The 19,232-nt window shown below is 65.2% G+C and carries 19 protein-coding genes; 11 read left to right on the plus strand and 8 right to left on the minus strand.

All coding sequences use genetic code 11. From position 1 onward, the window contains the following. The first annotated feature begins 422 nt into the window (after positions 1-422). Together NRG23_RS04685 and NRG23_RS04690 are read left to right on the plus strand one after the other, a co-directional pair. On the plus strand, positions 423-1,862 hold the full coding sequence (locus NRG23_RS04685) for a nucleobase:cation symporter-2 family protein (RefSeq protein WP_009048851.1): 1,440 nt from the start codon (positions 423-425) through the stop codon (positions 1,860-1,862). Between the two features lie 219 nt (positions 1,863-2,081). After that, positions 2,082-2,555, plus strand: coding sequence for an LEA type 2 family protein (locus NRG23_RS04690; protein ID WP_081361648.1), 474 nt, complete (start codon positions 2,082-2,084; stop codon positions 2,553-2,555). Between the two features lie 280 nt (positions 2,556-2,835). On the opposite strand, the gene glsB is transcribed toward NRG23_RS04690, so the two are convergent. After that, positions 2,836-3,744 (minus strand): glutaminase B, encoded by a 909-nt coding sequence (gene glsB / locus NRG23_RS04695; protein WP_009048849.1) that lies wholly within the window; start codon positions 3,742-3,744, stop codon positions 2,836-2,838. Positions 3,745-3,990: 246 nt separating this feature from the next. Between glsB and NRG23_RS04700 the strand changes: the two genes are divergently transcribed. Both NRG23_RS04700 and NRG23_RS04705 read left to right on the plus strand, forming a co-directional pair. Then, complete coding sequence (locus tag NRG23_RS04700) at positions 3,991-4,878, plus strand: LysR family transcriptional regulator (RefSeq protein WP_081361650.1); 888 nt, start codon at positions 3,991-3,993, stop codon at positions 4,876-4,878. 141 nt (positions 4,879-5,019) lie between these two features. Further along, entirely contained in the window at positions 5,020-6,273 is a 1,254-nt protein-coding gene (locus NRG23_RS04705; protein WP_124313487.1) for a ferric reductase-like transmembrane domain-containing protein, read from the plus strand. Positions 6,274-6,279: 6 nt separating this feature from the next. Here NRG23_RS04705 and NRG23_RS04710 read toward each other — a convergent pair whose 3' ends face one another. Further along, positions 6,280-7,803 carry an MFS transporter gene (locus tag NRG23_RS04710; protein ID WP_257373852.1) on the minus strand — a complete coding sequence of 508 codons (1,524 nt, stop codon included), beginning with the start codon at positions 7,801-7,803 and terminating at the stop codon, positions 6,280-6,282. 114 nt (positions 7,804-7,917) lie between these two features. On the opposite strand from NRG23_RS04710, the gene NRG23_RS04715 reads away from it, so the two are divergent. Together NRG23_RS04715 and NRG23_RS04720 are read left to right on the plus strand one after the other, a co-directional pair. After that, positions 7,918-8,814, plus strand: coding sequence for a LysR family transcriptional regulator (locus NRG23_RS04715; protein ID WP_009048845.1), 897 nt, complete (start codon positions 7,918-7,920; stop codon positions 8,812-8,814). A gap of 39 nt (positions 8,815-8,853) precedes the next feature. Next, positions 8,854-9,399, plus strand: a complete 546-nt coding sequence (locus NRG23_RS04720; RefSeq protein ID WP_257373853.1) for a GNAT family N-acetyltransferase — start codon at positions 8,854-8,856, stop codon at positions 9,397-9,399. On the opposite strand, the gene NRG23_RS04725 is transcribed toward NRG23_RS04720, so the two are convergent. Continuing rightward, positions 9,392-10,312 carry a carbon-nitrogen hydrolase family protein gene (locus NRG23_RS04725; RefSeq protein ID WP_180921511.1) on the minus strand — a complete coding sequence of 307 codons (921 nt, stop codon included), beginning with the start codon at positions 10,310-10,312 and terminating at the stop codon, positions 9,392-9,394. The two genes, NRG23_RS04720 and NRG23_RS04725, sit on opposite strands and share 8 nt — an antisense overlap. Before the next feature lie 85 nt (positions 10,313-10,397). On the opposite strand from NRG23_RS04725, the gene NRG23_RS04730 reads away from it, so the two are divergent. Further along, positions 10,398-11,333 carry a LysR family transcriptional regulator gene (locus tag NRG23_RS04730; RefSeq protein WP_124303897.1) on the plus strand — a complete coding sequence of 312 codons (936 nt, stop codon included), beginning with the start codon at positions 10,398-10,400 and terminating at the stop codon, positions 11,331-11,333. On the opposite strand, the gene NRG23_RS04735 is transcribed toward NRG23_RS04730, so the two are convergent. Then, complete coding sequence (locus NRG23_RS04735; RefSeq protein ID WP_007928582.1) at positions 11,305-11,559, minus strand: hypothetical protein; 255 nt, start codon at positions 11,557-11,559, stop codon at positions 11,305-11,307. The genes NRG23_RS04730 and NRG23_RS04735 overlap by 29 nt on opposite strands. A gap of 155 nt (positions 11,560-11,714) precedes the next feature. Between NRG23_RS04735 and NRG23_RS04740 the strand changes: the two genes are divergently transcribed. Next, entirely contained in the window at positions 11,715-12,035 is a 321-nt protein-coding gene (locus NRG23_RS04740; RefSeq protein WP_009048841.1) for a YqjD family protein, read from the plus strand. Positions 12,036-12,110: 75 nt separating this feature from the next. Here the strand turns inward: NRG23_RS04740 and NRG23_RS04745 are convergent, their stop codons facing one another. Beyond that, the gene (locus NRG23_RS04745; RefSeq protein WP_257373854.1) at positions 12,111-13,148 is read right to left on the minus strand and encodes an Ldh family oxidoreductase; all 1,038 of its coding nucleotides are present in this window, start codon (positions 13,146-13,148) and stop codon (positions 12,111-12,113) included. Positions 13,149-13,529: 381 nt separating this feature from the next. Between NRG23_RS04745 and NRG23_RS04750 the strand changes: the two genes are divergently transcribed. Beyond that, a complete protein-coding gene (locus tag NRG23_RS04750; protein WP_028682402.1) occupies positions 13,530-14,528 on the plus strand; it encodes a FecR family protein in 999 nt (332 codons plus the stop codon). A gap of 52 nt (positions 14,529-14,580) precedes the next feature. Here the strand turns inward: NRG23_RS04750 and NRG23_RS04755 are convergent, their stop codons facing one another. Next, positions 14,581-16,929, minus strand: a complete 2,349-nt coding sequence (locus NRG23_RS04755) for an acylase (protein WP_306674803.1) — start codon at positions 16,927-16,929, stop codon at positions 14,581-14,583. Between the two features lie 305 nt (positions 16,930-17,234). Between NRG23_RS04755 and NRG23_RS04760 the strand changes: the two genes are divergently transcribed. Then, the gene (locus NRG23_RS04760; protein ID WP_009048837.1) at positions 17,235-17,615 is read left to right on the plus strand and encodes a hypothetical protein; all 381 of its coding nucleotides are present in this window, start codon (positions 17,235-17,237) and stop codon (positions 17,613-17,615) included. A 19-nt stretch (positions 17,616-17,634) separates the two neighbouring features. Here NRG23_RS04760 and NRG23_RS04765 read toward each other — a convergent pair whose 3' ends face one another. Further along, positions 17,635-17,823 (minus strand): hypothetical protein, encoded by a 189-nt coding sequence (locus tag NRG23_RS04765; RefSeq protein WP_007928588.1) that lies wholly within the window; start codon positions 17,821-17,823, stop codon positions 17,635-17,637. A gap of 198 nt (positions 17,824-18,021) precedes the next feature. Here NRG23_RS04765 and NRG23_RS04770 point away from each other — a divergent pair, with 198 nt between their 5' ends. Beyond that, positions 18,022-18,153, plus strand: coding sequence for a hypothetical protein (locus tag NRG23_RS04770; protein ID WP_016704758.1), 132 nt, complete (start codon positions 18,022-18,024; stop codon positions 18,151-18,153). Between the two features lie 92 nt (positions 18,154-18,245). Here the strand turns inward: NRG23_RS04770 and NRG23_RS04775 are convergent, their stop codons facing one another. Continuing rightward, the gene (locus NRG23_RS04775; RefSeq protein ID WP_257373855.1) at positions 18,246-19,163 is read right to left on the minus strand and encodes a LysR family transcriptional regulator; all 918 of its coding nucleotides are present in this window, start codon (positions 19,161-19,163) and stop codon (positions 18,246-18,248) included. Positions 19,164-19,232 lie beyond the last annotated feature (69 nt).

Genomic DNA, 19,232 nt, shown 5'->3' on the forward strand with positions numbered 1-19,232 from the left:
CAGAGCCCCCTGTCAGGATCTGTCAGTAGCGAACTCTGACCTCGCTGGAGAAACGCGGTGTCTGGTTTGGCGAGCGCTTTGTCGGAATGCCGCCCAGCTCGATCGCAGCCTCGCTGACGCTCGGCAGCGGCTACGGACGCGGTGCCTTTGTAGCCGCTGCCGAGCCCGCGAGGCTGCGATCGGCAACGCAGTTGCCGCAAAACCTGAGTCCGCGGTGGATCAGGAGGAACGCGCGGCCTGTAGTGCGTTGTGGCGCGGCGTTAAATCAACCCTTCTGGCCCCGACGCCTTTCTGGCATCCTGCGCCTCCATTTTTCTGACCGGGTTCGCAGATTTTGCCTTACGTCCTCCGACAGCCCGCGTCGCGCCCCTTTTCTCCACGTGTTTCATGCCCTATCGACACGTCATTGGCAGGCTTTTCCCATGACCGCACCTGATCGCTCCACGCCGCGCTACAAGTCCGACCTGATCTATGGCCTGGAGGACCGCCCGCATTTCAGCGCGGCGATCTTCGCCGCGCTGCAACATGTGCTGGCGAGCTTTGTCGGCATCATCTCCCCGACCCTGATCTTCGGCGGCGTGCTGGGCCTGCAGAACGAAACGCCCTACCTGATCAGCATGGCGCTGTTCGTCTCGGGCCTGGGCACCTTCGTCCAGGCCCGGCGCCTGGGGCCGATCGGCTCCGGGCTGCTGTGCGTGCAGGGCACCAGCTTTTCCTTTATCAGTGTGCTGCTCAGCGCCGGCCTGATGGTCAAGGGCCGTGGCGGCAGCAACGAAGAAATCCTCTCGACCATCTTCGGCATCTGCTTCTGCGCGGCCTTTATCGAGATGTTCCTCAGCCAGTTCATCGGCAAGCTGCGCAAGCTGATCACCCCGGTGGTCACCGGCACCATCATCACCCTGATGGGTCTGTCGCTGATCAAGGTGGCGGTCACCGACATGGCCGGCGGCTTCGGCGCGCCGGACCTGGGCGCCGCCAGCAACCTCGGCCTGGCCGCCCTGGTGCTGCTGACCATTGTGGTACTCAACCGCTTCAGTCATCCGATGCTGCGCCTGGGCTCGATCGTCATCGGCCTGACCCTGGGCTTCGTGGTCGCCTGGCTGCTGGGCCGGGTCGACCTGGCGACGATGCCGGAAGTGCCGATGGTCAGCGTGCCGGTGCCGTTCAAGTACGGTTTCTCCTTCGACCTGATCGCTTTCATTCCGCTGGCGGTGATTTTCCTGATCTCGCCCCTGGAAGCGGCCGGCGACCTGACCGCCAACTCGATGATTTCCCAACAGCCGGTCAAGGGCCCGCTGTACATCAAGCGCATCAAGTCCGGGCTGCTGGCCGACGGTTTCAACTCGATGGTGGCGGCGGTGTTCAACAGCCTGCCGATGGTCACCTTCGCCCAGAACAACGGGGTGATCCAGCTGACCGGCGTGGCCAGTCGCTACGTGGCGTACTTCATCGCCGGCCTGCTGGTGCTGCTGGGGCTGTTCCCGGTGATCGGCGCGGTGCTGCAACTGATGCCCAAGCCGGTGCTGGGCGGCGCGACCCTGATCATGTTCGGCACCGTGGCCGTGGCCGGGATCAAGATCCTCGCCGAAGCCGGGCTGCATCGACGCAACGTGCTGATCGTGGCGATTTCCCTGGGCATGGGCCTGGGCGTGGCGGCGGTGCCGGAAGTCCTGCGCGAACTGCCCAAGGCGCTGCACAACATCTTCGAATCGCCGATCACCGTGGGCGCGATGTGCGCGATCCTGCTGAACATCTTCCTGCCGGAAGAGTTCATCGAGCTGGAAGAAGACGAGTTCGACCCGGAAGCGGCGACCCTCAAGGTCATGCAGGACCCGGATGTAAGCGCCAAAGCCAACGCGTAAGCGCAATGTGTTTCTGTAGGAGCGAAGCTTGCTCGCGATGGCGTCGGTGGCGACACCACCAGACGGCAGGCCTCAAGCTCACTACCAGCCCTGCCGGCCTCATCGCCGGCAAGCCTGGCTCCTACAGAAGATGGCGCCCCTCAAGCAACCTTCGGTTTGTGGTGCAGACCCGGGCGCGATAGATTCAACACTGCCTTCTTTCTTTGCAGAGAGCTTCCAATGCGCAGATTCCTCGGCCTCACCCTTTCCTTGCTGTTGCTCAGCCTGAGCGCCTGCGCCCTGTTTCCCCAGCACGATCCGCTGAATATCAATGTGGTCGGTATCGAGCCGCTGCCCAGCCAGGACCTGGAAGTGCGCTTCGCCGTCAAGCTGCGCCTGCAGAACCCCAACGAAACCACGATCAACTACAACGGTGTGGCCCTGGACCTGGAGGTCAACGGCCGGCCGCTGGCCTCCGGGGTCAGCGACCAGAGCGGCAGCATCGGGCGTTTCTCCGAAGGCGTGCTGGTGGTGCCGGTCAGCGTCTCGGCCTTCACCGTGCTGCGCCAGACCCTGGGCCTGAGCCAGACGCAAAGCCTCGACGACCTGCCCTACGTGCTGCGCGGCAAGCTCGCCGGCGGCCCGTTCGGCACTATGCGTTTCGTCGAAAAAGGCCAGCTGAGCCTGCCGAAGACCGCCAACTTCACCTGGTAATCGCACGCGCAGTGCTCGCAAAACCAACCGGCACGCTTATCCAGGCAGATCGTGGATCTCAGGCTTTGCGGTTGCTGCGTCGGAATGCCGCCCAAACCGATCGCAGCCTCGCAAGCTCGGCAGCGGCTACATAGACACCGCGCCCCTGTAGCCGCTGGCGCAGCCTGCGATCGGCGGCGCAGCCGTCGCCAGCCTGCCAACGGGGTTATCCAGACAGACCGCAGACTCAGGCTTTGCGGTTGCTACGCACCCGCAACCGGCCGCAATGCTCCCGCCGCCCTTAGAACACCGACCAGCCGATGCGCTGGCTCAGCAATTCCAGTGCCGCCATGCCCACCAGGGAATTGCCTGCCGCGTTCAGCTCCGGCGACCACACGCACACCGTGAACTGCCCCGGCACCACTGCGACTATGCCGCCACCCACGCCGCTCTTGCCCGGCAGGCCGACGCGGTAGGCAAAATTGCCGGCTTCGTCGTACAGGCCGCTGGTGGCCATGATCGAGTTGACCTGCTGGGTCTGGCGCGCCGTGAGGATCTGCTCGCCGCTGTGCTTGCAGAAGCCATCGTTGGCCAGGAAGCAGAAGGCCCGCGCCAGGTCGACGCAGCTCATGCGCAGCGCGCAGTGGCTGAAGTAGCTGCGCAGCACCGACTCGACGTCGTTGTGGAAGTTGCCGAAGGACTGCATCAGGTAGGCCATCGCCGCATTGCGCGCGCGGTGCTGGTATTCCGAATCGGCAACGCGGCCGTCCACCAGCACCTGCATGTTGCCGGACAGGCGCCGCACGAAATCGCGCATGGACAGCGCCGGCGCGGCGAAACGCGACTGGTTGATATCGCAGATCACCAGCGCCCCGGCGTTGATGAACGGGTTGCGCGGACGGCCACGCTCGAACTCCAGCTGCACCAGCGAGTTGAAAGGCTGCCCGGAAGGCTCATGCCCCAGACGCTGCCAGATCGCCTCGCCGGAATGGCCGATGGCCTGCACCAGGCTGAACACCTTGGAAATGCTCTGCACCGAGAACGGCGTATCGGCGTCGCCGGCGCTGAACACCTGGCCATCGTTGCCATACACGGCAATCCCCAGCTGGTTGGCCGGCACGTCGGCCAGCGCCGGAATGTAGCTGGCCACTTTGCCCTGGCCAATCAAGGGACGGACCTCGTCGAGGATCTCGTTCAACAACGCTTGCATGTTCAGACTCGCACTTCGTGCCTCGCACCGCCGCGAAGCTACCGCTGCTAGACGCACTCAGCCGGGTCGAGAACACAGTTGTCGTGGTTATCCCTCATACGGCCCTCACACGGCCCTCACCCGCCCCTCGTACAGCTCCCCGCGCGGGCGAAAAACCGGCGATAAAAATCGCCCGCGGACCGCGCATTTTTGATCGGGCAGAGCCGCAGCTGATAGGCTTTCCCCTACATTCGACAGGGAGCGCTCATGGATCTCAACGCCGCCAGGATGTTTGTCAGCGTGGTCCAATGCGGCAGCATTTCGTCCGCCGCCAACCTGCTGCAACTACCGCTGGCCACCATCCGCCGGGGCATCCGTGAACTGGAACGCAGCCTCAACGTGCAACTGCTGGAACGCTCCGCCCGCGGCACCCGGCTGACCGCCGCCGGCAGCCAGCTCTACGAACACGCCAGCCGCGGTATCGAGGCCCTGGCCGAGGGCGAACAGGCTGTCAGAAATGATCGAACTCACTTGCAGGGCCGCCTGAGCGTATCGGTGCCGGCGGCGTTCGAGAGCTGGTGGAAACTGCTGGCCGAGTTCCAGCGGCGCCATCCCGAGATCCAGGTCGCGGTCTACACCAGTGAGCGGGAAAGCGACCTGGCGCAGGATGGGGTCGACGTCGCCCTGCGTGCCGGGCCGCTGTTCGACGAGGATCGCCCGGCGCGCCTGCTCGGCAGCTACCGGCATCTGCTGGTCGCCAGCCCGCTGCTGCTGGAGCGCCTCGGCACCCCGCAAACCCCTGCCGACCTTCGCGGTTTTCCCTGCGCCGTCTGGTCGCGCCATGCCGATGCCCGGGAACAGTGGCAACTGGGCGACCAGTCCTACAGTCCCGCCCCGCTGTTCGCCGCCAACGATTACCTGCACCTGCGCCAGCTGGCGCTGACCGCCAAGGTGGTCACCGAGCTGCCGGCCTTTCTCGCCGCCGAAGCGCTGCGCGACGGTCGTCTGCACGCCCTGCTGCCCCATCTGCCGATGCCGGAACAACAGCTGCACCTGCTTTACCCGAACCAACACCCGCCCTCGAACATCGTCCGCGCCTACCTGGATTTCGCCCAGGACTGGCTGGTGGAAAACCCCTTGCCATATCCACACTGAGCAGGCGCTGATGCAGATCAGCCCAGGACTGCCGCTTCGCCGGTAAAATCCCCCTCACCCCCGGCTGCGCCCTCACCCGCCCGCAGCCCGCGACCCATCCTGTGCGCCGACACCGGCGCCATCTTTCTGGAGGTGTCCCCCTTGAAAACCTGGTACTCGGTGGTCGGCGTCCTGCTGATCACCACCCTCACCGTGCTGCTGGAAATCCCCAGCGATACCTGGCTGACCTCCGCCACCCTGAGCCTGGTCCTCGGCGCCACGGCGCTGGCCTATATGGCCCTGTCCTGCCTGCTGGCCAGCCGCTGGCGCTGGGTCGAGCGGTTGTTCGGCGGCCTCGACCGGGTCTATGAAAGCCACAAGTGGCTGGGCATCTGGGCGCTGGTCTTCGCCAGCTATCACCTGGTGTTCAAGGCCAACCTGGATCTCTGGCAAAGCGTGCCGATCATCGAGCTGTCCAAGTACTGGACGCGCATGGTGCGGCAGCTGAGCTACGTCGCCCTCGGCCTGATCGTGCTGCTGGCGCTGAACCGCAACATTCCCTACGGCCAGTGGCGCTGGTGGCACAAGCTGTCCGGGCCGCTGTTCGCGATCGTCATCCTGCACTGGCTGAGCTTCAAGTCGCCGATCGCCCTGGACAACCCCTCGGGCATCTGGCTCACCGCACTCTGCGGCCTGGGCCTGCTTGGCGCCCTGTACAAGCTGCTGCTGTATCCGTTGCTGGCCAAGGCCGGTGAATACCAGGTCAGCGCGGTGACCCTGGAGAAAAACTCCCTGCACCTGGAGCTGACCCCGCTGCACCGCGGCTTCGCCTTCAAGGCCGGGCAGTTCGCCTTTCTCGCCATGCGCGAAAAAGGCCTGCGTGAACCGCACCCCTTCACCATCGCCAGCGCCCACGCCAGCGACGGGCGCATCGAGTTCGTGATCCGCGCCCTGGGCGACTACACCCAGAAGCTGCGCCAGCAGGTCAAGGTCGGCATGCTCGCCGACCTCTACGCGCCCTATGGCCGCTTCAAGCGCCGGCTCGATGCCGGCCGGGAGATCTGGATCGGCGGTGGCGTCGGCATCTCGCCCTTTATCTCCTGGCTGCAGGATGCCGCCGCCGGGCGCTTCGACCGGGCGACCCTGGTCTACTGCTGCAACCCGTCACGGGCCTTCCCCAGCATCGAAACCTTGCAGGGCCTGGCCGAGGAACGCGGGGTGGACTTCATCGGCCACACCGACGGCGCCGACCGCCTGGGCGAAACCCTGAAACGGCTGGCCAGCGAAACCGATCCGCAACAGATCCAGATCAGTTTCTGCGGGCCCAAGGGCTTGCTGGCGCGGGTCAAGGCGTTGATGCGCGAATACGCAATTCCCGAGCGCAACCTGCACTACGAGTTCTTCGAGTTCCGCTGACCGCCCTCAAGCCCGGCGCGGCTCGTGCAGCATCAGCCGCACCACCAGCGCCGCAACCAGGGTGATGGCGATCAACGCATACAACAGCCAGGTGAAGGCCTTGGCGTACAGCCCGAGCAACAGCTCCCGGCCCAGCTCGGGCAACAACGCTGCGCTGGCCTGCAGGTTGCCGCTGGCCAGTTGCTGGGCGGCCAGCGGCAACTGCGGATGCTCCGGCAGCGTCGCGGCCATGGACAGTTGCAGCAAGCCGGCCAGCAGGGCCACCACCAGGGCCAGGGCAATGCCCTCGCCCGCTACCCGGGTGGTGCTGAAGATGCCGGTGGCCATCCCCGCCCGTTCCTTGGGCACCACACTGACCGACAGCCCGTCCATCAAGCCCCAGGGCAAACCGGCACCGAGGCCGATCAGCAGCATGGGCAAGACATTGGCCGCCGGCGCCTGCCCCGGGGCGATCCGGCTGAGCAGATAGAGCCCGAGCGCGGCAATCACCAGGCCGACGCTGGATAGAGTCCCGGCGCTGAACCAGCGGGTCAGCCACGCCGCCAGCAACGGCACCACCACCATAGGTGCGGACAAGGCGATCATCATCAAGCCGGCATCGATCTCGCTGTAGCCTTCCACGCCGATAAAGCGGATCGGCAGCAGAATCAGCAACACCACGAAGCAATAGCAGGTGGCGATCGGCAGCAGCTGCACGCCGATAAAGCGCGGGTAACGAAACAGCGACAGGTCGAGCATCGGCCGCTTGACCCGCAGCTCCACCACGATGAACAGCAACAACGCCAGCAGCGCCACCAGCAGCAGGCCCCAGACCCACGGGCTGCCCCAGCCGCTTTGCGGCGCCTGCAAGATGCCCCAGGTCAGCGCCACCAGCGCCGCGGTGAAACTCAAGGTGCCGGGCCAGTCGACACCCGCCGCGTCCGGGTCGCGGGACTCATGCATGCGCGGCGCGCCAAACAGCAGCGACAGGCCGCCGATCAAGGTCCCGGAGACGAAGATCGAGCGCCAGCCGTAGGCCTCGATCAGCACCCCGGCGAGGATCGGCCCGAATGCCAGGCCGACGCCGAAGGTGGTGCCCAGCAGGCTGAAGGCGCGGGTCCGCGCCGGGCCCTCGAACTCCTGGGCCATGGCCGCCGAACCGCCCGCCAGCGCCGCCGCGCCGGCCAGCCCCTGCACGGCCCGCAACAGGTCGAGCCAGAGCACCGAAGGCGCGAAGGCCAGGGCCAGCGACGTCAGGGCGAACAGGCCGACACCGAGGCTGAACACGCGCTTGCGCCCGTACTCGTCGGCCAGGGTGCCAGCGGCCATCAGTACGCTGCCGAAACTCAGCATGAAGGCATTGGTGATCCAGCTCAGGGCCAGGGGGCCACCGCCCAGCTCGCGGCCAATGGCCGGGGTCGCCACCGCCACGCCGACGAAGGTCAGCGGCAGGATCAGCGCCGCCAGGCATACCGCGGCCAGCACCGCGTAGGAAGAACCGCCCGCGACAGCGTCAGCGAACGCGGCAGGCACATCGGTTGGCGAATTCATCGGCACCTCAGGGGGGAACGTTAAAGTGCGATCAATGGTAGATTCGCCGCAATCACCCACAAACAGGGCTCAAGTCCGTTCTTTACGGACATAAACGCTCCAATCGAGATTCCCATGGACAACCTCAGTGGCATGCTGGCCTTTGTGCGCACGGTGCAGGCCGGCAGTTTTGTCGGCGCGGCGGAACGCCTGGGCCTCTCCGCCTCGGCGGTGGGCAAAAGCCTGGCCCGCCTGGAAGAACGGCTCGGCGTGCGCCTGCTCAATCGCAGTACCCGGCGCATCAGCCTGACCGACGAAGGCACGCTGTTCTTCGAACGTTGCCAGCGCATCGTCGGCGAGGTGGAGGACGCCGAGGCCGAGCTCGCGCGCATCAGCGACAAGCCCCGCGGCAAGCTGCGGGTCAGCCTGCCCGCGATCGGCTATCGCATGCTGCTGCCGATCCTGCCGGAGTTCGCCGAACGCTACCCGGACATCGAGCTGGACCTGGACTTCAACGACCGGCTGATCGACGTGATCGCCGAAGGCGTCGACGCGGTGATCCGCAGTGGCGAGCTGGCGGACTCCCAGCTCAAGTCCCGCACACTGGGGCCGTTCCGCTTCGTGCTGGTCAGCGCCCCGCACTACTTCGCCCGCCATGGTGTGCCCGAGTGCCCCCGGGACCTGGAGCGGCATGCCTGCCTGCGCTACAAGTTTCCCGGCACCCCGCAGCTACAGGAGTGGAAACTGCGCCTGCCCAACGACGCGCCGCCACTGGTGCTGCGCAGCGCCCTGACCAGCAACAACCTGGAGTCACTGATCTTCGCCGCCACCCAGGGCCTGGGCCTCGCCTTCGTGCCGGATTTCGTGGTGCGCCCGGCGCTGGCCGACGGCTCGCTGGTGTCGGTGCTGGACGACTATCAGATCGACAGCGGCAAGTTCTCGGTGCTCTGGCCCGGCAGTCGACATCTGCTGCCGAAACTGCGAGTGTTCGTCGACTTTCTCAGCGAACGCCTGGTGTTGGGCGGACGCTGAAAAACCACACCGGATCCACACAAGGAATGTGCTGCGAACATGAAGCCGATCCCCACCCTCTACACCGAACGCCTGATCCTGCGCCCGCTGGAGCTGGCCGATGCCGAGGCCATCCAGCAGCAGTTCCCGCACTGGGAAGTGGTGCGTTATCTCAATGCGCGGGTGCCCTGGCCCTATCCCGCCGATGGCGCCCTGACGTATCTGCGCGACCTGGCGCTGCCGGCCATCGAGCGCGGTGAGGAATGGCACTGGTCGATCCGCCTGAACAGCGCGCCGGAGCAACTGATCGGCAATGTCAGCCTGATGGACCAGACCGACAACAACCGCGGCTTCTGGCTGGCTCCGGCATGGCAAGGCCAGGGCTACATGAGCGAGGCCAGCGCGGCGGTCACCGAGTACTGGTTCGAAGTGCTGGGGCGCGAGCTGATGCGGGTGCCCAAGGCCGCGCCGAACCTGGCCTCGCGGCGGATTTCCGAGCGCAGCGGCATGCGCTTGATCCGCAGTGACGAAGACGACTTTGTCTGCGGGCGATTGCCCCGTGATATCTGGGAAATCACCCGCGAGCAATGGCGTCGCCTCAGATAAAACGCACGCCGGCCTTGGCCCGTTCGTCCACCGTCAGCTCGAACACATCCGGGCGCGCATAGTGGCCGACCACGTCGTAGTCGTAGCGCGCCCGCACCAGCTCGGCGGTGTCGATCTGCGCCGTCAGCAGGCCGGCACGGCCCACCAGCGGCCCGGCCAGCACCTCGCCCATGGGCCCGACAATCACACTGCCGCCGGCAATCAGCGGGCGCTCGGCCGGCCAGTTGGCGATCTCCAGCCCCAGTTCCTGGGGTGACGCCTGTACCTGGCAGGCGCTGACCACAAAGCAGCGGCCTTCATGGGCGATGTGGCGCATGCTGACCTGCCACATCTCGCGCTCGTCCACGGTCGGCGCGCACCAGACGTCCACGCCCTTGGCGTACATCGCGGTGCGTAGCAGCGGCATCATGTTTTCCCAGCAGATCACCGCGCCGACCCGGCCGACCTGGGTGTCCAGCACCGGCAGGGTCGAACCGTCGCCCTTGCCCCAGATCAGGCGCTCGGTGCCGGTGGGCATCAGCTTGCGGTGCTTGCCCACCAGGCCATGCTGCGGGTCGAAATACAGCGCCGTGCAATACAGGGTACTGCCGGCGCGCTCGATCACCCCCAGCACCAGGTTGGCCCCGGTGCGCGCCGCCAGGCCGGCCAGGGCCTCGGTCTCCGCGCCCGGCACCTCGACGGCGTTGGCGAAATAGCGGGCAAAGGCCTCGCGGCCTTCCGGCAGGCGATAGCCGAGCTGGGTGCCGAAGCCCTCGCCCTTGGGGTAGCCGCCGAGCAAGGCTTCGGGCATCACCACCAGCTGCGCGCCGGCCTCGATGATGGCGTCCTCATAGGACAGGATCTGCTCCAGGGTATCGGCCTTGCCTCCAGGCAGGGAGCCGATCTGCAACGCGGCGACAACGGACTTGGACATCGGGAAAACTCCTGTGGCGGTGAAGTGTTGCCCATTGTCCGGCGCTCGCCGATCATGCAGAAAGCCCATCCTGATACTGAATGATATGAACCAGATGAATATCGCCCAGGTCGATCTCAACCTGCTCAAGGCCTTCGAAGCCCTGCACGACGAATCCAGCGCCAGTCGCGCCGCCCTGCGCCTGGGCGTCACCCAATCGGCCATGAGCGCGGCGCTGCGGCGCCTGCGCGGGCTGTACGGCGATCAGTTGTTCGTGCGCACCGGGCGCGGCCTGGCGCCGACCCTGCGGGCCAACCAGCTCAAGCCGGTGGTCAGCGAGGCCTTGAACAAATGCCGGCAGAGCCTGGCCATGGTCGATCCCCATGCCAGCCATTATCAGGGCCGCTCGGTGGCGATCGGGCTGTCGGACGATTTCGAGATTGCCTACGGCCGGCGCCTGATCGAGGAAGTCGCCCGGCGGGCGCCGAAGCTGCGCCTGATCTTTCGCCAGAGCCACAGCCAGATCGTCGGCGAAGCACTGTTGCAGCGCAGCATCGACCTGGCCATCAGCGCCGGCGGTTTCGCCGAACGCATGCTCAGCCGTCAGGTATTGGGGGAAGGTGGTTATCTGTGCCTGGCGGACCCGGCGAGCCTGAGGCCCGGACAGCAGGCCATCGACCTCGACGAGTTCGTCGCCCGCGAGCATGTGCTGGTGTCGTCGCAAGGGTTTATCGGGATTACCGACGAGGGTCTGGCGGCCCTGGGGCTGAGTCGCCAGGTCTGCGCCTCGACCACGCATTTTGCCGCGCTGCCCCATCTGCTCAAGGGCAGCCAGGCGGTGGCGACCATTCCGGCCCATGCCGCGCGAAGCATCGCCGAACTGACCGGGCTGGCGCTGCTGCCCTGCCCGCTGGACCTGCCGCGTTACCCGATCGAACTGGGCTGGCGCACCAGCGCGCAGATCGATCCGGTGGTGCTGAAAGTGCGCGAGGCGATCGTCGCCAGCTTCGAGCTTACTTGTTCGCCGCCATCAGGCGATTGACTTCACTGCGCACCATGTTGGCGTATTCCGGCGGCGACATGCCGTCGAGCTCGGCACGCACCCATTCGGCCCATTTGCCCTTGCGCTTGCCGCGCTCGCCGAACAACCGTGCGGCTTCGCCCTTGGCCTTGCCCAGGTTGCTCTGCCACAGCTCGAACAGACGGGACTTTTCATCTTCGATCTCTGCACGCTCGGCGAGAGTCTTGTTGGCCAGATTGAAGCTCATGGGAATTTCCTGCTGCGTAAAATAGCCGACATCTTACACTGTGACGGCTGGGGTTTTCCCGCCGGCATGGCGCGGGTGGAGAAAATATCTGCAACTTTTCGCCAGCCCCGCGACTCCATTGTTCATCGCATCACTGACCCGCAAGGAGTAACTCAATGGCTCGTAAAACTGCTGCGCAAGCGGCTGACGAACAAATCAAGGACCAGGAATTCAGCGAGCTCCAGGCGTTGATCGAGGAATCGGAAAAGCTTCTGAAAAGCAGCGCATCGCTGGTCGGTGAGGAAGGCGAAAACCTGCGCCAGCAGGTCGGGTTGAAACTCAAGCAGGCGCTGGACTCGGTGTCCAGCGTGCGCGAGCGCAGCAAGCCGGTGGTGGAAGCCACCGAGCAGTACATCGGCGGCCACCCGTGGCAGACCGTGGCCATCTCCGCCGGCGTCGGCCTGGTGGTGGGCCTGTTGCTGGGACGTCGTTCGTAACAAGCCTTGCCGCCCGTGAAAAAAGGACCAGGCCAGCGTCATGCTCGCCTGGTCCTTGCGTTTTGAAACCGCGTTTTAAAGCCCGGCCAACTCCCGCAGTTGCTTGAACTCCGCAGCGTCCAGGGCAATCCCCTCGCGCAGGGACTTTTCCCGCTGGCGATGGCGGCGATCCCCCGGCAGGCGCTTGAGCCCTACGCCGTGCATCTGCCGGATCAGCTCCTGGCTGCGCTCGGCGAAATTCTGCCCGGCGCCCTTGCTCGGATCGATGACAATCAACAACTGGCCAGTCCAGGGCGTCTTCGCGCCGGGATGGTTGGACCAGTCAAACTCGAACGAGAAATGGCCACCGGTCAGCGCCGCCGCCAGCAGCTCGACCATCATCGACAGCGCCGAACCCTTGTGCCCGCCGAACGGCAGCAGCGCGCCGCCTTCGAGGATGGCTTTCGGGTCGTCGGTGGGCTGGCCGAGGCCGTCCACGCCTATGCCCGGCGGCAGGCGTTCGCCCTTGCGCGCGGCGATCTGTACGTCGCCATGGGCGATGGCGCTGGTGGCCAGGTCGAAGACGATCGGATCGCCAGCGGCCTGGGGCGCGGCAAAAGCGATCGGGTTGGTGCCGAACAACGGCCGATCGGCGCCGTGGGGCACCACGCAGGTCATGCTGTTGACCACGCTCAGGGCGACCAGCCCTTCCTCGGCGAATGGCTCGACGTCCGGCCACAGCGCGGCGAAATGATGGGAGTTGCGGATGGCCAGAATGGCGATCCCGGCGTGGCGCGCTTTCTCCACCAGCAGCGCCCGCGCCGCCGCCAGCGCCGGTTGGGCGAAACCGTTACCCGCATCGACCCGGACAAAGGCCGGGGCCACGTCTTCGACCACCGGCACGGCCTTGCCGTTGACCCAGCCGCTGTTGAGGGTCGACACGTAACCGGGAATACGGAACACGCCATGACTGTGGGCGCCGTCGCGTTCGGCAGCGGCACAGTTCTGCGCCAGGCAACGCGCCACTTCGGCGCTGGTGCCATGGCGCAGGAAGATCGTTTCCAGCAGCGTCACCAGTGCCTCGAGCGACAGGTGTTCCTGCGGTGTTTCAACAGCCGGGGGTGATACAGACATCTGGAGCTCCGGATTAATTATTGGAATGGGCTACAGCGTATGAAGATGCACGTGGGTGAGTGCGCCCGACGATTAAACAACGCTTTGCGCGCGCCCTGTCAACCACGGCCATGACCTCGCACAGGCGATGCCAGGAACTGACAGAGTAGCCGCGAACAGGCTGTCAGCCGAGGATGGCAAACAAAGGTGGCAGTAGCGATGACAGCCGACCGTGTGTTTTTGATCATTTTTTCACTCCAACTGTGGATACTGCTGGCCAAAGCCCTGTGTTGCAGGGGCTTCGAGGCAAAAATAAGTGCCACTTTTGATAGGCATCAGCCATGACGGCGGTTCTACAAGCCTGGCTGCGAAGGGTAGAATGCGCGAAACCAGGAAGAGCCAATGAGCGAACAGCACCTTACAGAAGCCGAATACGACGCCATCACCGATGCCGCCGCGCAGTGGTGCATGCGTCTGCATGCCGCGGACTGTACGGCCGCCGAACGCCAGGCCTTCGAGCAATGGCGCGACGCCCACCCGCTGCATGCCTTCGAATACGAAGCGATGCGGGAAATCTGGGAAGTCGCCGACCATCTGCCACGTCCGCCAGCCACCACCGTCCTGCCCCTGGCGCCACGCAAACCCTGGCGCGCCTATGGCATGGCCGCGGCGATCAGCGCCCTGGCCCTGCCCCTGGCCGCCTACAGCGGCTGGAGCCTGGGCTGGCTGCCCTCCTCCTACGAACATTTCCAGGCCGACGGCAGCATGCGCCAGGTGACCCTGGCCGATGGCAGCCAGGTCGAACTCAACCTGGGCACCGAGCTGACCTACAGCAACTACAAGGATCAGCGCCGGGTCACCCTGAAAAAAGGCGAAGCCTTCTTCAAGGTCAGCCATGACAGCAGCCACCCGTTCGTGGTCAAGGCCGCCAGCGGTGAGGTCCGGGTCACTGGCACCCAGTTCAACGTCTGGATGTACGAGGATCAGGTACGGGTCACCCTGCTCGAGGGTTCGGTGCTGGTGAACAGCGACAACAGCCACCCCGATGGCGGCTTCCGTCTCGATCCGGGCATGCAGGCGCGTTATCGCCAGGGCGATCACCAGCCGCAGATCAGCCAGACCGATGCCAACGACAGCTCGCTGGCCTGGCGCCAGGGCAAGCTGGTGCTGGACAACCTGGCCCTCGGCGAGGCCCTGCCGCTGATCAACCGCTACCTCAGCAGGCCGGTGATGCTGGCCGACAGCGCCACAGGCAACATTCGGGTCGGCGGCATCTACGACGTCAGCGCGGTCAAGAGCCTGGTGACCACGCTGCCCAAGGTGTTGCCGGTGTACCTGACCCGCAACCAGGACGGCAATCCGGTCATCAATTCGCTGCCAGGCACCACGCCAAAAAGCTGAAGGCCGCTACCCTCGCGGGTGCGGCCTGCGCTTGATGCCCGGTTGAACGCGCTTACTGGGTCGCGAGCTTGCGCAACCGATCGTCCACTTCGTGAATCACCTGCAAGCGGTACTGCGGGTCCGCCTGGATCTGCTGCTCGGTGAACGGCAACACACGCCACTGCTTCTTCGAGAACGCCTCGGTCTGGTCCCGCGAGTACGGCGACGCCGGGTCGCTGGACAGCGAGAACGCCAGCAGGCCCTGGGCATGCGGGCCCTGGTCATCGAAGGTCACCACTTGCAGGTAGCTGGTGCCGCTGACCACCTCACGCTTGCCGTCGGCCGCGGGGACGCTCTGGATCGCGTTGTACACGCCCAGGCTGGCCGGGCCGCCATGAATCGGCGTCTGTTGGCCGCCGCTGCTGACCACCTGGATATCGCCCCAACGGCTGTCGGCCTTCAGGCCCGACTCGGCCACCTGTTGCACCGAAGCCAGCATCGCCTCGCGCAGCGCCTTGGCCACCTGCGGCCGGTCGATCGCCAGGCCACGCGGCGTGTGCTGCGGGTCCCGGGCATCGAAGGCCACGCGCCAACGGTCGTCGACCGCCTCCAGCTGTTCCATGACGTTCTGGAAATGCACCAGGCCCAATCCGCTTTGCAGGTTGGCGCTGCGGTCCCAGGCCTTGAGGCTGGCGCACAGCGGCGCCAGGGCCCGGGCATCGCTGCCCAGGTCGGCGGCACAGAACTGCAACAGGTCCGGCATCACCTGCCCGGCCTGGTACACCAGGTCGTCCATCACCATGTGCTTGAGGTCGGCGGCGCTCAGCGGCGCGGCCTGGCCCGTGCCGATCAGGCGATTCAGGGCAAAACGCGCGCGCTGCCCCAGCGGCAGGTCCTGCTGGCTGATCAGCGGCGAGAAACCTTGCAACGGCGCGGCCGGGTTGACCATCCATGCCGAGTCGTTGGAGTTCTGCACGTAATCGCTGCGCAGCAGTTGCGGCAGCTGGCTGGCCGGGTAGATGCCCTTTTGCGCGGCAGCAGGGTCGATGTCCCAGGCGCAGGCCGCGCGGGAACCGTCGAGAATAATCAGCTGGGTGCCGATCCGCGGGTCGCTGCAACGCGCGAGTTTTTCCGCGCTGACGTTGGGCACCACCGACTGGTTCATGTACAGGGCCTGGCCCTGATCATCCACCGCCAGGGTATTGACCCAGGGAATGCCCTGCAGCTGATGCACCGACGCTTGCAGCTCCTTGAGGCTGTGGGCCTGGTTCATCGCGTACCACTGTTGCAACACCCGGTCGTTTTCCAGGTTGGCGTCGCGCAGGCTGTAGGCGAAGCGGTTGTCCCAGTCCAGCTTGCCGGGCCACTGCACCAGCGGGCCGAATTGCGAGCTGTAGACGCTATGGCTGACAGTGGTGAGCTGGCCGTCCTCACCCTTCACCTTGACGCTGAGCGTCTGTTTGCCCAGCGGCAGGGACTGGCCGTCGAGCAGGTAGCGGGTCGGATCCTTGGGGTCCAGCTGCAGGCGGTACAGGGTGAAGTGCTTGGAGGTGTCCACCGTGTGGGTCCAGGCCAGGTGCTGGCTGAAGCCGATGTTGATCATCGGCAGGCCGGGCAAGGCGGCGCCCATGACATCCAGCTTGCCAGGAATGGTCAGGTGCATCTGGTAGAAGCGCATGCCGCCCACCCACGGGAAATGCGGGTTGGCCAGCAGCATGCCGCGGCCATTGAACGAGCGCTCGCGCCCCACGGCCACCGCGTTGCTGCCGCGGTCCAGGGCGAAACGCTGGCCGCGGGCATCCGCCTGGGCGAAGACCTGGGCCGATTGCTTCAGCTGCGCCGTGGCCGATGGCGGTGTCGCGCCCACCAAGGCTTCGGCGAACTGGCCGACGCCGCCTTCCACCAACAGCCGACGCGTAAGCTTGACCAGGTCCAGGGCGGTCAACGGCCGTACCCAGTCACCCTGGCACTGCTCGGGCAGGCCCTGGGCCCGGCGCTCGGCCAGGGAGCGGTTATAGCCGGCGACATACCCTTCGATCAGTTGCCGCACCTGCGGCGTCTGCGCCTGCCAGAAACCGAACACCGCCTGGGGCGTGTTCAGCCAGTTGAAGAACAGGTCGCTGGTGAGGTTTTCCCGTTGCTCGACGGTCTGTTGCTGCGGGCCGAAGTACTTCGAGCGCTCGCCATTGACCGTCAGCACTTCGTTGGCCAGCAGGCACAGGTTGTCCTGGGCGTAGGCATAGCCGATGCCATAACCCAGTCCACGTTCGTCGGCGGCGCGAATATGCGGGACACCAAAACCGGTACGGCGAATATCGGCACTCGCCTCGCCGCCCTGTACCTCGCGTCCCTGAGCCCCCAGGCTCAACCCGAGAAACAAACCCGCAAGGCAAAACCTGGGCAACTGCCTGGAAATAATCACGCCGACTCCTGATCGAAAAAACGCAGAACCCGAGCTGGCGCGAGATGCGGCACAAGGACACGGATTCCAGCCTGGAAAGGACGGCGCCGCCCGGCATCAGCCAAGGCCCGCCTGCCCTTACAGACGAAACCGCCACGGAAAATTTAGCGGCTCGGCGCCAGGCGCGGATCGCCCGCCGACCTGGCGACGACAAAGGCCTGACAAATTTTCTACATCTGATTCCTCATGATTTGCGCGGCTCATTCGTCTAGTTATATGAGAGCACCCGTCATTTTCCTGATCAGGCTCTGAAAAGGAGTTTTTGCATGTACGACCCGCAACTGCCAACGGATGGCCACACCGCACAACCTGCGTCCTCCCTGAACGCCGGCGCCGGTGTCTTCGGCAAGCAAGCCGAGCGCAACCGCAACGAACGCATCAGGCACCTGCTCAAGAGCTTCGGCCTGCGCACCAGCCTGATTCGCCTGAAAGTCATCGATGCCTTGCTGCAGGCAGCCGAAAACCAGCGCGCCCTGGGGGTGCGTGGCATTCACAGTCATTTGCTGGAGCTGGATATCCCGCTGTCGTTCCTCAGCGTGCGCGAGGTGTTGAAGCGGCTGTGCAGCGAAGGCGTGATCACCCTCAATGCAGACAAGAGCTTCAGCCTGCATCAACAGGCTGAAGCCATACTCGACGGCCGCGACTGAGGCCGCCGGGGGGTGTATCTCAAGGCTTGACCTTGCGCCGCATCACGCCATTGATCACGACCACGGTCACCGCCACGCCAATGGCGATGTACTGGAACATTTTCTCGGTGATCATCCCGGCGTTCTGCAGGTAAGAAAGGCCAAGCATGATTCCCAGTACCACCAGGGAAATCACAATCGAATAGATCAAGCGTTGCTTCTGGGTCATTGCGGGTTCCTGAACCTGTAAAGGTGCGGCCTGAAAATGCCGCCTGAAAATGTATCGATTCTGTATCGAAACAGATGCCAAACGCCTACCGAGAATCGGGGATGGGCGCGGGTAAACGGGGTCTCATGTTACAGCCGCCGAAAAGTTTTCGCTGCATCGCGGCGGTTAAAACCCCAAGAGCCCTTTGAGGACTGCACGATGTTCCGTCGAATCACCTGGCTGATTCCCCTGCTGGCGATGCTGAGCCTGTCCGGCTGCATCATCTTCCCTCACGACGGCTGGCATCACCGCCATTACGACGGCGGCCCCGGCTACCACTACCCTCGCTAAGTCACCCAGCCCGCCAGTATTTCCCCCTTGTAACCCCACCACGAAATTGCCCGACGCCCGCCTCGCCGCGGGCGTCTGTCTTTACTGTCGAGCTACGCCAGCCGGGTGTTGTGAATCCCCGGCTGGGCGAACAGCTCCACCAGCCAGTCGACGAACACCCTGACCCGCGTCGACAGGTGCCGGTGCGGCGGGTACAGCGCGCTCAACGGCATCCTGGGTGGCGGGATGTGCCGGAGCACCTCGATCAGCCGACCTTCGGCCAACTGCTGGGCGACATGGTAATAAGGCGTCTGCACCAGCCCGTAGCCCGCCTCGCAGGCGGCCAGGTAACCATCGGCGCTGTTGACCGACACCTGCTTGGGCAGCTCCGGCAACAGCACCTGGCCCTGCACCTCGAACTCCAGGCCATAACGCTTGCCGCTGACGCTGGAGAAGTATTCGATCATCTGATGCCCGGCCAGGTCGTCCAGGCTCTGCGGCACACCGCGCTGGCGCAGGTAGGCGGGACTGGCGCACGTCACCTGCTCCAGCGCCAGCAACGGCCGGGCCACCAGTGAATCGTCGAGGCACAGGCCACCGCGCAACACACAGTCCACCCCTTCGCGGATCAGGTCCACCGGCCGGTCGTTGAGGCCGATTTCCAGGTCGATCAACGGATAACGCTCGGAGAACGCCGGCAGCGCCGGGATCACCACCAGCCGCCCGATCCCCGCCGGCATGTCGATGCGCAAGGTGCCGCGCGGGTTGTGCCGCGTCACGGAAAACACCGCTTCGGTTTCCTCGAGGTCGGCCAGCAGCCGCACGCAACGCTGGTAATAGGCGGCGCCGTCCAGGGTCGGCGTGACCTGGCGGGTGGTGCGCAACAGCAGTTGCACGCCCAGATGCGCCTCCAGCTGCTTGATCAACACCGTCACCGAAGCCCGGGGCATCTGCAGGCTGTCGGCGGCCTTGGCGAAACCGCCGAGGTCGACGATACGGGTGAACACACGCATGGCGTTAAAACGGTCCATTGGCTTGGCCTGTCACGGATTATTTAGAAATAACGAATAGTGATAGCGCTTTTAGCCGGTTTATCTTGT

Source organism: Pseudomonas sp. T8 (genome assembly GCF_024610635.1).
In the GTDB taxonomy this organism is placed as follows: domain Bacteria; phylum Pseudomonadota; class Gammaproteobacteria; order Pseudomonadales; family Pseudomonadaceae; genus Aquipseudomonas; species Aquipseudomonas chlororaphis_I.

Bases quoted from the DNA above. Each gene is read 5' to 3' on its own strand.
- NRG23_RS04735 (WP_007928582.1), bottom strand. From the start codon at position 11,559: ATGAGCTTCAATCTGGCCAACAAGACTCTCGCCGAGCGTGCAGAGATC.
- NRG23_RS04745 (WP_257373854.1), bottom strand. From the start codon at position 13,148: ATGTCTGTATCACCCCCGGCTGTTGAAACACCGCAGGAACACCTGTCG.
- NRG23_RS04765 (WP_007928588.1), bottom strand. From the start codon at position 17,823: ATGACCCAGAAGCAACGCTTGATCTATTCGATTGTGATTTCCCTGGTG.
- NRG23_RS04685 (WP_009048851.1), top strand. From the start codon at position 423: ATGACCGCACCTGATCGCTCCACGCCGCGCTACAAGTCCGACCTGATC.
- NRG23_RS04720 (WP_257373853.1), top strand. From the start codon at position 8,854: ATGAAGCCGATCCCCACCCTCTACACCGAACGCCTGATCCTGCGCCCG.
- NRG23_RS04690 (WP_081361648.1), top strand. From the start codon at position 2,082: ATGCGCAGATTCCTCGGCCTCACCCTTTCCTTGCTGTTGCTCAGCCTG.
- NRG23_RS04715 (WP_009048845.1), top strand. From the start codon at position 7,918: ATGGACAACCTCAGTGGCATGCTGGCCTTTGTGCGCACGGTGCAGGCC.
- NRG23_RS04730 (WP_124303897.1), top strand. From the start codon at position 10,398: ATGAACCAGATGAATATCGCCCAGGTCGATCTCAACCTGCTCAAGGCC.
- NRG23_RS04760 (WP_009048837.1), top strand. From the start codon at position 17,235: ATGTACGACCCGCAACTGCCAACGGATGGCCACACCGCACAACCTGCG.
- NRG23_RS04770 (WP_016704758.1), top strand. From the start codon at position 18,022: ATGTTCCGTCGAATCACCTGGCTGATTCCCCTGCTGGCGATGCTGAGC.
- NRG23_RS04700 (WP_081361650.1), top strand. From the start codon at position 3,991: ATGGATCTCAACGCCGCCAGGATGTTTGTCAGCGTGGTCCAATGCGGC.
- glsB (WP_009048849.1), bottom strand. From the start codon at position 3,744: ATGCAAGCGTTGTTGAACGAGATCCTCGACGAGGTCCGTCCCTTGATT.
- NRG23_RS04725 (WP_180921511.1), bottom strand. From the start codon at position 10,312: ATGTCCAAGTCCGTTGTCGCCGCGTTGCAGATCGGCTCCCTGCCTGGA.
- NRG23_RS04710 (WP_257373852.1), bottom strand. From the start codon at position 7,803: ATGAATTCGCCAACCGATGTGCCTGCCGCGTTCGCTGACGCTGTCGCG.
- NRG23_RS04740 (WP_009048841.1), top strand. From the start codon at position 11,715: ATGGCTCGTAAAACTGCTGCGCAAGCGGCTGACGAACAAATCAAGGAC.
- NRG23_RS04775 (WP_257373855.1), bottom strand. From the start codon at position 19,163: ATGGACCGTTTTAACGCCATGCGTGTGTTCACCCGTATCGTCGACCTC.
- NRG23_RS04750 (WP_028682402.1), top strand. From the start codon at position 13,530: ATGAGCGAACAGCACCTTACAGAAGCCGAATACGACGCCATCACCGAT.